Annotated in this window: 15 protein-coding genes; 11 read left to right on the forward strand and 4 right to left on the reverse strand. The window is 71.6% G+C overall.

Annotation, left to right across the window (positions count from 1 at the left end; translation table 11 throughout):
- Positions 1–4: 4 nt before the first annotated feature.
- From AB0B50_RS05355 to AB0B50_RS05365, 3 genes are all read right to left on the reverse strand, one after another.
- Complete coding sequence (locus AB0B50_RS05355) at positions 5–1,273, reverse strand: ABC transporter substrate-binding protein (RefSeq protein ID WP_362325911.1); 1,269 nt, start codon at positions 1,271–1,273, stop codon at positions 5–7.
- 146 nt (positions 1,274–1,419) lie between these two features.
- Complete coding sequence (locus AB0B50_RS05360) at positions 1,420–3,243, reverse strand: AMP-binding protein (RefSeq protein WP_362325914.1); 1,824 nt, start codon at positions 3,241–3,243, stop codon at positions 1,420–1,422.
- Between the two features lie 287 nt (positions 3,244–3,530).
- A complete protein-coding gene (locus AB0B50_RS05365) occupies positions 3,531–4,037 on the reverse strand; it encodes a MarR family transcriptional regulator (protein ID WP_362325917.1) in 507 nt (168 codons plus the stop codon).
- Between the two features lie 145 nt (positions 4,038–4,182).
- Between AB0B50_RS05365 and AB0B50_RS05370 the strand changes: the two genes are divergently transcribed.
- Both AB0B50_RS05370 and AB0B50_RS05375 read left to right on the forward strand, forming a co-directional pair.
- Entirely contained in the window at positions 4,183–4,776 is a 594-nt protein-coding gene (locus AB0B50_RS05370; protein ID WP_362325919.1) for a malonic semialdehyde reductase, read from the forward strand.
- A gap of 170 nt (positions 4,777–4,946) precedes the next feature.
- A complete protein-coding gene (locus AB0B50_RS05375; protein ID WP_362325922.1) occupies positions 4,947–6,110 on the forward strand; it encodes an MFS transporter in 1,164 nt (387 codons plus the stop codon).
- A 64-nt stretch (positions 6,111–6,174) separates the two neighbouring features.
- Here AB0B50_RS05375 and AB0B50_RS05380 read toward each other — a convergent pair whose 3' ends face one another.
- On the reverse strand, positions 6,175–7,686 hold the full coding sequence (locus AB0B50_RS05380; protein WP_362325925.1) for an MFS transporter: 1,512 nt from the start codon (positions 7,684–7,686) through the stop codon (positions 6,175–6,177).
- 124 nt (positions 7,687–7,810) lie between these two features.
- Here AB0B50_RS05380 and AB0B50_RS05385 point away from each other — a divergent pair, with 124 nt between their 5' ends.
- From AB0B50_RS05385 to AB0B50_RS05425, 9 genes are all read left to right on the forward strand, one after another.
- Entirely contained in the window at positions 7,811–8,830 is a 1,020-nt protein-coding gene (locus AB0B50_RS05385) for an AsnC family transcriptional regulator (protein WP_362325928.1), read from the forward strand.
- A gap of 43 nt (positions 8,831–8,873) precedes the next feature.
- On the forward strand, positions 8,874–9,488 hold the full coding sequence (locus AB0B50_RS05390) for a LuxR C-terminal-related transcriptional regulator (protein ID WP_362325931.1): 615 nt from the start codon (positions 8,874–8,876) through the stop codon (positions 9,486–9,488).
- Between the two features lie 176 nt (positions 9,489–9,664).
- Positions 9,665–10,291, forward strand: a complete 627-nt coding sequence (locus tag AB0B50_RS05395) for a response regulator transcription factor (RefSeq protein ID WP_362325934.1) — start codon at positions 9,665–9,667, stop codon at positions 10,289–10,291.
- 179 nt (positions 10,292–10,470) lie between these two features.
- Positions 10,471–10,806, forward strand: coding sequence for a hypothetical protein (locus AB0B50_RS05400; protein WP_362325937.1), 336 nt, complete (start codon positions 10,471–10,473; stop codon positions 10,804–10,806).
- Complete coding sequence (locus tag AB0B50_RS05405) at positions 10,803–11,771, forward strand: transglutaminase-like domain-containing protein (RefSeq protein ID WP_362325939.1); 969 nt, start codon at positions 10,803–10,805, stop codon at positions 11,769–11,771. The genes AB0B50_RS05400 and AB0B50_RS05405 overlap by 4 nt, the downstream gene beginning before the upstream one ends.
- A 22-nt stretch (positions 11,772–11,793) precedes the next feature.
- A complete protein-coding gene (locus AB0B50_RS05410; RefSeq protein WP_362325942.1) occupies positions 11,794–12,369 on the forward strand; it encodes a hypothetical protein in 576 nt (191 codons plus the stop codon).
- Between the two features lie 13 nt (positions 12,370–12,382).
- Positions 12,383–13,084: a hypothetical protein gene (locus tag AB0B50_RS05415; protein WP_362325945.1), complete on the forward strand. Its 702-nt coding sequence runs from the start codon at positions 12,383–12,385 to the stop codon at positions 13,082–13,084.
- Positions 13,085–13,097: 13 nt separating this feature from the next.
- Positions 13,098–13,697, forward strand: coding sequence for a hypothetical protein (locus AB0B50_RS05420; RefSeq protein WP_362325948.1), 600 nt, complete (start codon positions 13,098–13,100; stop codon positions 13,695–13,697).
- The gene (locus tag AB0B50_RS05425; RefSeq protein ID WP_362325951.1) at positions 13,694–14,164 is read left to right on the forward strand and encodes a hypothetical protein; all 471 of its coding nucleotides are present in this window, start codon (positions 13,694–13,696) and stop codon (positions 14,162–14,164) included. The genes AB0B50_RS05420 and AB0B50_RS05425 overlap by 4 nt, the downstream gene beginning before the upstream one ends.
- Positions 14,165–14,183: the final 19 nt, after the last annotated feature.

Here is a 14,183-nt window from a genome sequence, read left to right on the forward strand (position 1 = left end):
GCCCTTACGTGAAGGGGATGGGTTCGTAGCACGTGAAGGGGGACGACACCGCGTACTTCCCGCCCTTGAGCTGGACGAGGGCGCCGCAGCCGAACGACTCCTTCTGCCCCTTGGGCAGGCTGCGGTCACCGACCATGGTGTCGGTGTCGGAGTAGCCGTTCGCCGCCTGCTGGAAGGAGTCGACGGTGAGGTCCTTGCCCGCCTTCTCGGCGACGGCGAGGAAGAGGTCGGCCGACATGTAGCCGGTCATCATGTGCATGTTGAGCGGCACGTCCTTGCCCGCCGCCTTCCTGATGTCCTCCTTGAACTGCCGCATGTCCGCGCTGTCCTGCTCGAACGGCTGGAAGGCCAGGAGGATGTGCACGCCGTCCAGGGCCTTCCTCGTCGCGCTCTTGGCGAGCAGCCCGGGGTCGTAGTCGGTCGGGTCGGTGATGACGCCCTTGAATCCGGCGCGCTTGACCGCCGTGAACAGGCCGATGTTGTACGGGGTCTGCATGACGGAGACGACCGCGTCCGGCGCCCTGCCGCCGTCGGAGCGCAGGATCTCCTTGGTGTACGCCGACCAGTCGCTCGGCACGGAGGTGGCGGGGACGGTCGACTTGGCGTACGTGACCTTGTACCCGGCAGCCGCGAAGGACTGCTTGTAGGTGCGGATGGCGAAGGTGCCCGCGTCGTTGTCGTTGGCGAGGATGGCCACCGACTTGCCCTTGGCGCCGCCCATGACCTTCTTCAGGCCCTCGGGCCAGCTCTGCGTGATGGTGCCGCCGGGCATCGGCACCATGCAGCCGCCGAATCCGTACATGTAACTGGGTCCGCAGAAGGGCGGGATGGTGCCCCAGCCGAACGTGGGCACCTTCTGCTTCTGCAGGAAGTCCGCGCCGGAGAAGGTGACCGAGCTCATCGGGGAGATGGCGAACACCTTCTCCTGCTGGACGAGCTTGCGGGCCGCGGCGAGGTTCTTGCCCGGGTCCTGGCCGTCGTCCTCCGCGCCCAGGTAGTCGATCTTCCGCCCGTGCACACCGCCCTCGGCGTTGGCGCGGTCGAAGCGGGCCTTCGCGCCGAGGTCGGTGTCCTTCTTGCTGTAGCCGCTCGCGGTCGTCATGGAGACGATGCCGCCGACCTTGACGGAGTCGTCGGTCACTCCGCGTACGGAGCCGCCTTCCTTCGCCCCGCCGCCTTCCGGTGAACCGCCGCTGTTGGAGGCGGAGTTGCAGGAGGTGGCGAGCAGCAGGGCCGCCACGGCGGCGGTGATGGTGCGGATCGATCGCGACACGTTCGAGCCCCCTGAAGTCGAAGTGGGGCTGATTCTGTGCGTGACCTGATGAGGCGTCAATAACTGACGCATCGGTAATTGATGAGCCGTCAGATTGTGCTGGCGGGGACGATACGGCACGTCGCGGGGAGCGGTGCGGCGCGTCGTCAGGTGCGGTACAGCGCCTCGACCTCCGTCGAGTACGCCTGCTCGATGGCCTTCCGCTTCAGCTTCAGGGAGGGCGTGAGCAGCCCGTGCTCCTCGCTGAACTGGTGCGCCAGTATGCGGAACGTACGAATCGATTCGGCCTGCGAGACAAGGGTGTTGGCGGCCACGACCGCCCGCCGCACCTCGGTCTCCAGGTCCGGGTCGCGCACCAGGTCGCCCGGCTCCATGATCGGCTTGCGGCGCATGGTCAGCCAGTGCTCCACGGCCTCGGAGTCCAGCGTGACGAGGGCCGCGATGTAGGGGCGGTCGTTGCCGACGACGATGCACTGCGCGACCAGAGGGTGGTCGCGCACCCGCTCCTCCAGCTGGGCCGGCGAGACGCTCTTGCCGCCGGACGTCACCAGGATCTCCTTCTTGCGCCCGGTGATCGTCAGATAGCCGTCCTCGTCGAGCGAGCCCAGGTCGCCGGTGGCCAGCCAGCCGTCGTGCAGGGTCGCGTCGGTGGCCTTGGGGTCGTTGAGATAGCCCTGGAAGACGTTGCCGCCGTGCAGCCAGACCTCGCCGTCCTCCGCGATGTGCACGGTCGTGCCGGGAATGGCCTGGCCGACCGTGCCGTAGCGGGTGCGCTCGGGCGGGTTGGCGGTCGCGGCCGCCGTCGACTCGGTCAGGCCGTACCCCTCGTAGATCGTCACGCCCGCGCCCGCGAAGAACAGGCCGAGGCGGCGGTCCATCCCCGAGCCGCCGGACATCGCGTGCCGCACCCGGCCGCCCATCGCCTCGCGCACCTTGGAGTAGACGAGCTTCTCGAAGAGCTGGTGCTGCATGCGAAGCCCCGCGCTGGGCCCGGGACCCGTGTCGAAGGCCCTGGCCTCCATCGCGTCCGCGTACCGCACGGCGCACTCCACGGCCTTGTCGAAGGGGCCCGCCTTGCCGTCCTTCTCCGCCTTGCGCCGCGCCGCGTTGAAGACCTTCTCGAAGATGTACGGCACGGCCAGGATGAACGAGGGCCGGAACGCCGCCAGATCGGGCAGCAGCGCCGCCGCGTTGAGGTTCGGCTGGTGGCCCATCTTGACCCGGCCGCGCACGGCGGCGACCTGCACCATGCGGCCGAAGACGTGCGCGAGCGGCAGGAAGAGCAGGGTCGTCGCCTCGTCGCCGCGCTTGGAGTGGAAGACCGGCTCCCAGCGGGCCACCATCACGTCCGCCTCGAACATGAAGTTCGCGTGGGAGATCAGACAGCCCTTGGGGCGGCCCGTGGTGCCTGAGGTGTAGATGATCGTGGCGATCGAGTCGGGCGTGACCGCGCGGCGGTGGCGGTGCACCACCTCGTCGTCGATGTCGCGCCCCGCGCCGTTCAGTTCGCCCACCGCGTCGGCGTCCAGCTGCCACAGCCTGCGCAGCTGCGGAAGGCGGTCGATCACCGAGCCGATCGTCATCGCGTGGTCCTCGTGCTCGACCATGGCGGCGGAGACCTGTGCGTCGTGCAGCATCCAGAAGACCTGCTCGGCCGAGGAGGTCGGATAGATCGGCACGACCTGGGCGCCGATGCTCCAGAGCGCGAAGTCGAACAGCGTCCACTCGTAGCGGGTGCGGGACATGATGGCGACGCGGTCGCCGAACCGCACGCCCTGGGCTATCAGTCCCTTGGCCAGGGCGAGCACCTCGTCGCGGAACTCGGCCGAGGTCACGTCGTGCCAGCGCCCGTCGGTCTTGCGGCCGAACGCGATGCGCAGGGGGTCTTCAAGGGCATGGTCGAACACGACGTCGGCAAGGCCGCCCACCAGCGGCGCCGACGCCATCGGAGGGTTCGTGAACTCGCGCAATGATGCTCCTTGTGGCGCTCCGCACAGCGCCGTGACCGTACCCCACGCCGCGCGGCTTCGGGAGGGGGTTCCGGCGCGCTCGGTGCGGACCATCGGCACAGGTCAGCCGGTGAAATGCGGCCACAAGGGGAAGGGCCGGACAACTTACTTACGCTGGAGTAAGTTTCGGTGGCGTAATCTCCACCGAATCTGTACGCGGCACACAGAGGGTGGGTGACGGATCCCCACGGGTGCGCGCCCCTCGTGGGCGGGTGCCACTTCGGGTGGCCGTCACCCGGCGGCGGCCGTCAGGTGATGGACGTGTCGCCGAGGGCCTCGAGGACCTGGCGCAGGCCGTCGCCGGCCTTGTCAACCAGCTCGGCGTCCACGTCGGCGAGCAGTCGCGCGTAGTTCGCCAGGTGGTCGGTGAAGACGGCCCGGGTGACCTCGTGCCCGTGCTCGGTGAGGCGGATCTTGACGGTGCGCCGGTCCCCTCCGTCGCGCACCCGCTCCACCAGGCCCTTGGCCTCCATCTTGTCGACGCGGTTGGTGATGGTGCCCGACGACACCATGGACGCCTTGAGGAAGGTCCCCGCGGTGAGGGCGTAGGGCGGTCCGGAGCGCTGCAGTGTGGTGAGGACGTCGAACTCGCCGACGTCGAGGCCGTGTTTGGCCGAGATCTCCTTCACCGACTTGTCGACGACCAGGGCGAGCCGCTGGATGCGCCCGAAGAGCTGCACCGGCCAGAGGTCTCCTGCCGCGTCGGGGCGCTCCTTGACCCACTGGCCGATGATCGCGTCCACCGCATCGCTCATCGCCGCCACTCCTCTCGATACGAACTCTCTCGGATGGGACTCTATCAGTCATAAGTCTCTTAGATTCGAGATACTTGACTCTGGGAAAGTCGGATGCTTCTATCTCGTCATTGAGATTGCCGAGTCTGAACGACAGGAGCGCCCGATGTCCGAGCTGTCCCTCCACCCCGCCGCCCAGGACCTCCTCTTCCGCGAGGCCCGTACCGCCAACACGTTCACCGACGAGCCGGTCACCGACGAGCAGATCCAGGCGGTCTACGACCTGGTCAAGTACGCGCCCACCGCCTACAACCAGTCGCCGCTGCGGGTGGTCCTCGTCCGGTCGGCCGAGGCCCGGGGGCGGCTCGTGGACCTCATGGCCGAGGGCAACAGGCCGAAGACCGCGGCCGCCCCGCTGGTCGCGATACTCGCCGCCGACAACGAGTTCCACGAGGAACTCCCGTCGCTGCTCCCGCACTTCCCGCAGGCCAAGGACCTCTTCTTCGCCGACCGCGGGGTCCGTGAGGAGTCCGCGCTGCTCAACGCGGCGCTCCAGGCGGCGTACTTCATTCTCGGCGTGCGCGCGGCGGGGCTGGCCGCGGGGCCGATGACCGGGCTCGACTTCCCGGGCGTGCGGAAGGAGTTCCTCGACGACGACCACACCCCGCTGATGGTCGTGAACATCGGCCGCCCCGGCCCCGACGCCTGGTACCCGCGCTCGCCGCGGCTCGCCTATGACGAGGTCGTCACGACGGTCTGATCCGCGCGGCTCCTGACCGCACCGCCTTTCCCCGCCGATCGCCCCACCTGCCGGAGCTGCCTGCCATGTCTGTTCTCACGCGAACCGGAACCCGGACACGAACCGGAACCCGGACACGACCCGGAACCCGGACACGACCCGAACCTCGAACCGGCTCCGACCCGCGTCAAGTGCCCGCCGTATGGCTGGCTCTGCTGGCCACCCCGGTCGCCGCGAGCGCCAACGGCCCCGTCCTGATCCTGCCCGACATGGCCCAGTCGCTCGGAGTCCGCACGGCCACCGCGACCTGGCTCGTCACCGTCTTCGCCTGGGCCATGGCCGTCGGCACCCCGCTGATGGCGGGCCTGCTGCGCCGCAAGGGCCTCGGTGTCACGCTCAAGCTGAGCGCCGCCCTGATCGTGGCGGGCACCGCGGTCCTCGCCGTCGCGCCCTGGCTGCCCCTGGCCATGGCGGGCAGGGCGGCCCAGGCCGCGGGCGGCGCGGGCCTGGTCACCGCGGCGATGAGCCTGGCGGGCTCGGTCCGCAGGATGGGCGTGATCACCGCGGGCTTCGGAACGCTGGGGGCGGTCGGCCCGCTGCTCGGCTCGGCGATAGCGGACACCGCCTCCTGGCGGCTGTCCCTGGCGGTCGGCGCGGTCACCCTCTTCGCCGTGCCGGCGGTCATGCGCCGCGCCGACCTGTCCGCACCGAAGCACAGCACCCCCTTCGACGGCCGGGGCGCCGCCCTGCTTGTCCTGACCGCGACGGCGCTGGTCCTCATTCCGCGCCATCCGCTCCCCGCAGTGGCCGCGTCTCTGGTGGCGGCCGCGCTCCTTGCCCTGCACATCCGCTCCCACCCCACCGGCTTCGTCCCGGTCTCCCTGCTGCGCACCCGCGCGTTCGTGCTCTCCGCCCTGCTCGCCTGCGCCTTCGCCACCTCGTACTTCACCCTGCTGTTCACCGTTCCGCAGCTGCTGCGCGACCGCACGGGATGGTCGGCCTCCACGATCGGCACCGGTCAGCTGGTCGCCCTCCTCGCGGGATCGGCGCTCGCCATGGCGCTGGCCGCGGCCTCGGCCCGCATGACCCGCCCCCGGGTCCTGGCGATCCTGCTCACCGTCGGCGTGCTCGCCCCGTTCACCGCCGCGCTCGCCCCCTGGGCACCGCTGCTCCTGCTGGCCGCGACCCTGGCCGTGCTGACCGCCAGCGCGGGCCAGGCGACGCTCGCGGTGTACGCGACCGCGGCCACGCCGACGGCCCAACGCCCCACCGCGATCGGCCTGTTCAGCCTCTGCTACCAGCTCGGCGGCGCCTTCGGCCCGGCCATCGCGGCCGCGATCACGCTGGGCGGCTGACGTGGACCGCCCCTGGCCCGGTCGGGTCAGGGGCGGTCCGGCCGCCGACGCGCGGCGGAACCGATCACCCCACGTGCTCCTCGACACGCTCCGTCCGGGCGGGAGTTCCCGCCGCCCGGACCGGAGCCGCCGTCGTTCCCGGCTCCTCCCGAGGCGTGCGCACCAGTACGAGGACCAGGATCCCGGCGACCAGGCCCGTGACGCCCGCCGTCAGGGACGCGCCGTTCAGACCCGAGGCGAAGGCCGAGCGCACCGCGTCCACGGAGACCGTGCCGTGCAGGGCCGAGGCGCCGCCGCCCGCCGCGGTGTGCGCCGCGTCGTGGCCGAGGGAGTCCTGCATCCGCGAGGTCAGCACCGTCCCGAACAGGGCGACGCCGACCGCGTACCCGAGCTGGCGGAACGTGTTGACCGCGCCGCCCGCCATCCCCGAGTTCGCGGGCGGCACCGCGGCGAGCGCGGCACCCGCGAGGGCGGGGGCCACCAGGCCCGCGCCGATCCCCGCGAGCGTCAGGCCCGGAGTGAGCGCCACCCAGGACGAACTGGCGTCCAGCACCGCCATGCACAGACCGCCCGCGCCGATCAGGAGCAGCCCCACGCCGATGACCAGGCGCGGCGCGACGCCGTGCAGCAGCCGACCGCCGATCGCCGCCACCACGAAGGACGTCGCGGCGAGCGGAAGCAGCACCAGGCTGCCGCGCACCGGGCTCATGCCGAGCACGGTCTGCAGCCAGATGGAGAGGTACGGGATGACGCCGAAGGCCGCGGCGTTGTAGCCGATCGCGCCGAGCAGCACCCCGGTGAAGGCGGGCTTGCGCAGCAGCCGCAGGTCCAGGAGCGGGTGCGCGACGCTCCGTTCGACCAGGACGAAGCAGAGCAGCGCGAGCGCCGAGACCGCGAAGGCCGTGCCGGTGACCGCCGAGGCCCAGCCCTCCGCGCCGCCGCGCAGCACGCCGTACGTGCCCGCTCCCGCGAAGCACGCGAACGCCGCCGTGCCCGCCCAGTCGATCCGCCGCCCGGAGGGTCCCTTCGACTCCGGCACCACGCGCAGCGTCAGCCAGATCGACGCCACGCTCACCGGCAGGTTCACGAAGAAGATCCAGCGCCAGCCGGGCCCTTCGGTGAGCAGCCCGCCCACGATCGGGCCGAGCGCGGCGGACGCCCCGCTCACCGCGCCCCACACGCCGAGCGCGACCGACCGGTCACGGCCCTGGTAGGCGGCGCCGAGCAGCGGCAGCGTCGTGGCGAACATCGCGGCGGCGCCCAGGCCCTGCAGGGCGCGGGCCGCCACGAGCAGCTCCGCGTCCGACGCGAGCCCGCAGCCGAGCGAGGCCACGGCGAACAGCGCGGTGCCGATGACGTTGAGCCGTCGTCTGCCGAGCACGTCGGCCGCGGCGCCGACGCCCAGGAGCAGCGCGGCGAGCGCGAGCGCGTAGCCGTCGATGACCCACTGCAGATCACTCAGCGAGGCGTTCAGCGCCCGCGCCATGTCGGGCAGCGCCACGACCACGATCGTCACGTCCAGCAGCAGCATGAACGTCCCCAGAGACACCGCGGTGAGCGGCCCCCATGTACGCATCCTCTTTCTCCTCGTCCCACGTCGTCGGGCGGATGTGCGTGCCCTCGTACGATGAGGTGGTGACGGACGATCCCGGTGCTGCGGGAGTCCACAGCGCCGTAATCCGACATCAAGAGGTGATCAGGTGAGGGAATCCGAAGTGTTCGACGAGCTCGATCTCAAGCTCCTGCACGCCCTGGAGGTCGACGGCAGGGCGCCCTTCAGCCGGATCGCGAGCGTCCTCGGCGTCTCCGACCAGACCGTCGCCCGCCGCTACCGGCGCATGTGCGCCGAGGCCGGACTGCGCATCGTCGGCGTCCGCGACCCCGAACGGCTCGGCCGCGACCAGTGGATGCTGCGCCTGCGCTGCGCGCCCGACGGCGCCGAGGCCATCGCGGCGGCCCTGGCCCGCCGCCCCGACACGGCCTGGGTGCACCTCACGTCGGCGGGCACCGAAGTGGTCTGCATGACGCTGCCCCGCAACCCCGGCGACTACGACGACCTGCTCTTCGGCAAGCTCCTGCGCACCCGGCAGATCATCGAGATCACCGCGCACCAGCTCCTGCACCGCTTCTACGGCGGCCGCACCGGCTGGATCGGCAAGCAGCGCCTGCTCACCGACGACCAGGTCGCCGCCCTGCGCCCCGCCGCACCACGGGCCGCCCCGGGACCGGCCCGCACCACCCCCGACGACGAACCCCTGATCGCCGCCCTCAAGAGCGACGGCCGCGTCACCTACCCCGAACTCCAGCGGCTCACCGGCCGCTCCGAGTCCTCCGTCAAGCGCCGCATCGTGGCGCTGCGCGACTCGGGCGCGCTCTACATCGACACCGAGTACGACACCGCGTCCTTCGGTTTCTCCACCGCCGCCATGCTCTGGGTCACCGTCGACCCCGGGGCGCTCGACGCGGTCGGCAGGGCGATGGCCGAGCACCCCGAGATCGCCCATGTCTCGGCGATCACAGGACCCGCCAACATGATGGCGAGCGTGGTGGCCCGTGACACGGGTGAGCTCTACGCCTACCTGAGCGACAAGTTGGGCTCGCTCGACGGCGTGCGGCACGTGGAATCGGCGCCCTACCTGCGGCGTTTCAAGCAGCTCACCTATCCGCGGCCGCTGCCCCAGCCGCCGGGACTGGTGCAGCCCGCGCGGGTGCGCGAATAATCGAGGCGCAGGGGCTCTGTTGCCCTCGGGGGGTGGTCGGGTGGTGGCGGCGCAGGAAGCGTCCGGACACGGTCGGGCGTCCGGGAGCGGACCCCGCAAGGTGATCCGGGTCGCGGTGGTGGACGAGAACGACATCTTTCGCCGCGGACTCGTCGCCTGCCTGGAGACCGACGAGACGTTCCTCGTCGCGTACGACGCGCGGGCCGGTCCCGTACCCGAACCGGTCGACGTCGTCCTCGCGTCGGCCCTCGCCGCCGCGGGGCTCACAGGACCCGGGCCGCCCACGCTGATCTGCGGTGAGCCGGGCAGGGCCGACGGACGGCCGTCCCAAGGACCGGCCGACACGGTGCTCTCGCGCACCGGTCTCACCGAGGAACAGGTGCTGGCCGCCGTCCGTGCCGCCGCGTGCGGTCTCTTCGTGGGCCCGCTGCCGCCACCGGTGCGGGCAGGGGACGGGGGACAGGGCGGCGTACTGCCGGAACGCATGCGGGACGTGCTCCGGCTCCTCGCCGACGGGTACGGCACACGGGAGATCGCCGAGCGGATCGGCTTCTCCGAACGCACCGTCAAGAGCGTGGTGCACCAGACGCAGCTCCGGCTCGGCGCCCGCAGCCGCGCCCAGGCGGTGGCGGAGGGGATACGGCGGGGGCTCATCTGACGCGGAGGACGCAGCTGACGCAGCCGACGTGGATGACGCGGATGACGCGGATGCGGTGAAGGGCCCCGCAGGGGAAGCCGGGCTGCCCTTCGGGGCAGAGGCCGGCCCCGGAGTACCCGGAGGTCGGCCCTTGTGGCCGCTTCTCCCGGGCAGCCGCGAGCTGCTCTGCTTGCCGGATGAAGCGCGCAGAAGTCCCGCTGTGGCTGGACGAGCCGAACGTGATCTTCCGTCGGGGTATGGCCGACTGCCTCACCAGGGCCGGTTTCGTGATCGTCGGGGAGAGCGCGCGCCTGTGTCCCGAGCCCGAACTCGGCTCCGCCGCCCTCCTGTTGACCGAGGCGGACGGGGCGGGGCTCGCCGTGCTGGCCCGGCTCGTCGCCGAGCGGCCACTTCCGCGGCTCGGCGTGCTCGACACGGCCCGCCCCGAACTCGTGCGCACCGCGCTGGAACACGGCTTCACAGGGCTGCTCGTCCGGGCGGACATGACCCCCGACTCGCTGGTCGCCGCGGTCGACGCCGTCGCGTCGGGGGCGGGGTCGCTGCCGCCCGCCGTCCTCACCGGTCTCCTCTCCGGCGCGGGCGGCGAACCCCTGGTGCTGCGGGCGGCGGCGAGGCTGCTCGCCCGGCGTGAGCTCGACGTCCTCAGGCTGCTCGCGGAGGGCAGCAGCACCCGGGAGATAGCGGGCACGCTCTGCTACTCGGAGCGCACCGTGAAGAACATCGTGCACGACACCCTGGCCAAGCTGAACTGCCGCACGCGGGCCCATGCGGTGGCGATCGTGGTGCGCCAAGGCGCGCTGTAGGCACGGCTGTCGGGCCCTGTGCCCGGACGGCTGCCCTACTGGTTGCCCCGCCGCCTGCCCCACTGGCTGCCCCGCCGCCTGTCCCTTTGGCTGCCCGCGGGACTCTCGTTCCCGGCCCGGCACCGGCCTAGCGTCGAAGCCTGTCAGAGCCGTGAACGACCCTCCAGGGGAGGCGACATGTGCTGCGCGTACTGGTGGTCGGCTTCGGCGGCATCGCGGGACACGGCATCAGGTCCATCCTGCGGCACCCCGGAATCCTGGTCGAGGAGTGCGGGGCGGACACGGTGGCCGAGGTGATGGCCGCTCGCCGCCCCGACGCGCTGGTCCTGGAGGCGGGGCCGGGAGACGGCGGCGCCCCGGCGGCGTTCGCGGCGCGCACGGCGGCCACCGTCCCGGGCACGACCGTGGTGCTCTGCTCCGCGCACCGCACCGACATGCTGGTGTACCCGGCCTCGGGCGGCTGCTTCACGCGGCGGCTGAGCGCGCGGGCACTCATCGACAGCGTGCGGGGATGAGCATGCGCATCACCACCTATCGAGTGCCGTCCGGCGCCGCGGGGACCGAGCGGACCGTGTGGCACATGAGGTCGCTGATCCTCCAGGGCGGCAAGGACATGACCGTACGCCGCAGGGCGGTGGGGCTCCTCAAGGAGCGAGGGGTGCGACCCAAGGACTATCTCGGGGAGATCCGGGCCCTGTTCGAGTGGGTGCGGCGGACCGTCCGCTACACCCGCGACCCGCACCGGGTCGAACTGCTGCACTCCGCACGGCGGATGCTCCAGCTGCGCGCGGGCGACTGCGACGACATGACGATCCTGATCGGCGCGCTGCTCCAGTCTGTCGGGCACCAGGTCCGCATCGTGCTCGTCGGGCCCGACGCGGACCGCCCCGGCCTGTTCACCCACGTGTATCCCGAGGCCGAGTACCGGGGCCGCTGGATCGCCCTGGACGCGACGATGCCGCATCCCATGGGGTGGGCGCCCGACAGCCCGGTGAAGAAGGTCGTTCCGCTCCGTACGCGAAACCGAACACGAAAGGGGCGTGTCATGAACGCAATGGCGGTGGACGGCACCCTCGGCCAACTGCCGGCGGGACCGGCGGCGGAACTGGTCGCGGCCGTACGCCGGGAGGGGCTGCCCGCGCGCGACCCGCGCGTCCGGGCCGTCTGGGCCGGGCTGCGCGCCCAGGGGCAGCTCGGCCGGGACCCGTGGGTGAGCCAGGTGCTGCGCAGGATCTGGCGGACGGGCCTGCAGCCCGCCTACCGGCCGCGTACGGCGGCCAGGCTCGCGGCCGCGCTCCGGTACCCGGGAGCGCCGACCGCCGGAGTGCCGGGCCAGGGGCCCTGGGACGCCGGGTTCGCGCCTTCGTACTACCCGGTGGTCCCGTTCCGCGTGGCCCCCGTCCACAGGCGTCGGTACCCCCACTGGCGGCCCGCCCCGTACGCGTACTCGCGTGTTCCGCGATCCCCGCGGTACCGCTGAAAGCCGAAAGGAGCACAAGGCGATGGCACGGGTGACCGGCGTCAAGGAGAAGCTGCACAGCCCTCTGTACGACGCCTTCTTCCTCCGCGACGAACAGGACCGCTTCGAGGACAGGATGACCGATCCTCGGGTCATCCGCTTCTTCGTCGACGTGCAGGACAAGACCCGCCTGGAGACCAATATGCAGGCAGCCGGCGTGCTGCCCAGTCTGAACACCTTCGAGGCGCGGGCGATGCGCGTCGTGGTGAGCGACACGGCGCCGGTGCGCGACCATCCGGACTCCTTCATCCCGGACCTGGTGTTCAGTTCCGTGGTGACGCTGCTCGTCGGCGAGAAGGAGGCGATCACGGCGCCGACGTACCTGTTCCCCTCCGGAGCGGGCGTGGTCTCGGGCAACGGCTCGTCCCCGCTCAGTCACGGGACGCCCGACCCGATGGCCACCTTCCGCTTCGCCGAGCCGGTGTTCATCGAACCGCAGCAGAACTTCCGGGTCGAAATGCTCTTCCCGCGCGGACTGCCCACGTCCGTCGCGGACGAGACGGGCCCCCGGCACATCTGGGTGGTCCTCGACGGCTACCTGGAGCGCGACGTCCAGTAGGGAGGCAACCACCATGTTCCACGACGGATACGAGGGCTACGAGGGTTACGCGGGCTACGAGGGTTACGCGGGTGACGCGGAGCTCGACGGCTACGGCGGCCATGGCGGCTACGACGGCCTCGCGGACGAGGAGTTGATGACCGTCCAGGGCCTCGACGGGTGCGGCGCCCACGGCGGGTGCGGCGCCTGCGCCGACCTCGGTCAGTACGAGGAGGTCGGCGCGTACGACGACCTCGCCCAGTACGAGGACCTCGGCCACGCCTACCAGCAGCATGCCCCGCGCACCGCCCGGTGCGTGCCGGGCGAGGTGCGCCAGGGGCGCGACGGGCGGCTCTACCAGTGGGTGGAGGGGTACGACGGACTCGGCTCCCCGGTGGGGTTCTGGTCGGTGCTGCCCGCCCTGGCCAAGACGGTCCTGCCGCTGGCCGCCCGGTATCTTCCCCAGGTGCTGCGCGCCGTCAGGGGCAGGCGTCCACCGATGCCGCGGGCCATGCCGGTTCCGTACGTCGCGCCTCCCATGGTGCCCGTGCAGCCCGCGCAGCAGCCGCCGTCCGACGAGGACGAGGAACTGCGCGGCTACGGCGAGGGGGACGAGCCGCTCTCCGCCGACGAGGAGCCGGGCGGCATGGACGGCTACGTCCGCGAACGCGGCACGAGGACAAGGGAGTTCCGCCGCCCCGCCCAGGCCCCGGAACTCTGGCGGCCGCTCTGGTGACCTGGAGGTCACGATGCAGGACGACCAGCAGTACGGGCAGGTCCCGGCCCGCTACCCCGACCGGGGCAACGGACGGGGAGCGTGGGCGCAGCCCTCGACCAAGGAGGTCCCCTTCGACCACGTGGCGGTCCTCAGGCTGCGCGGCCGTGCGGGCAACCGGGTCGAGGACACCGTCAACATCAGTGTCGACGGCGCGTTCGTGGCCACCTCGATCGGCTACAGCTTCATCCCCGCGCCGCCCACGGGCGGGGTGATCAACGGCCAGGCCATCCAACTGCCGCCACCTTTCGACGTGTTGGTCGGGGCGGCGTTCAACGACCCGGCGGACGCGGCCCGTTGCCTGTTCGCGCGCTTCTGCGGCATCGACTTCACGTACAGCATCGTCGACAGCGGCAGCGGGCGCGAGCTGCAGAACCGGGCGATCCACAACATCGCGGGGCTCGGCAGCTCCGACGGGGTGCGACCGTTCAGGCCCATGGCCAAGCCGATGCTGTTCCTGCCCCGGTCCACCATCCGCGTCGTCGTGGACGAGGTGTCCGAGGGCCCCCTCTATGAGGACGCCCAGCTGTTCTTCGTCCTGCACGGCTACAAGATGCTCGGCCAGCTGCCATGACGGTCTGCGGACGGGCCGGCGTGGGTCAGTGCGAGGTCTGCGGGCGTCCCCTGGACGCCCGGATCTTCGACAGCTCCAGTGTCGTGGCCGCGCCGGGCCCGGGGGAGGAGGTGGTGCTCGCGCGGTTCGCGCTGCCGTCGACGCACTGCGGGGTCCTGGAGTACTTCGCGCAGTTCACCGACCTGTTCGCGCGCGACCCGGGGCGGGTGGCGACGCCGGGCTACCGGTGGCAGATCCGCAGCGACGTACAGCCCCTGGACCCGTATCTCTCCTTCGGCCACATCATCAACCCGTGGGGCCTGTCCGGCTTTCCGGTCGACATCCGGCTCGCGGAGGGCGCCGTCGTCGAGTTCACCGTCCGCAACACGGGGGCCTCGCGCGCGGACGAGCTGACCGAGGTGGGCGGGCGGATCCTGGGGCGGCACTGGTACGACACCCGGTTCGGGGGCGCGCCGGGCCTTCTGTGAGCGACGACGGACACGAGGA

This window comes from Streptomyces sp. NPDC041068, from assembly GCF_040647455.1.
Lineage (GTDB): Bacteria > Actinomycetota > Actinomycetes > Streptomycetales > Streptomycetaceae > Streptomyces.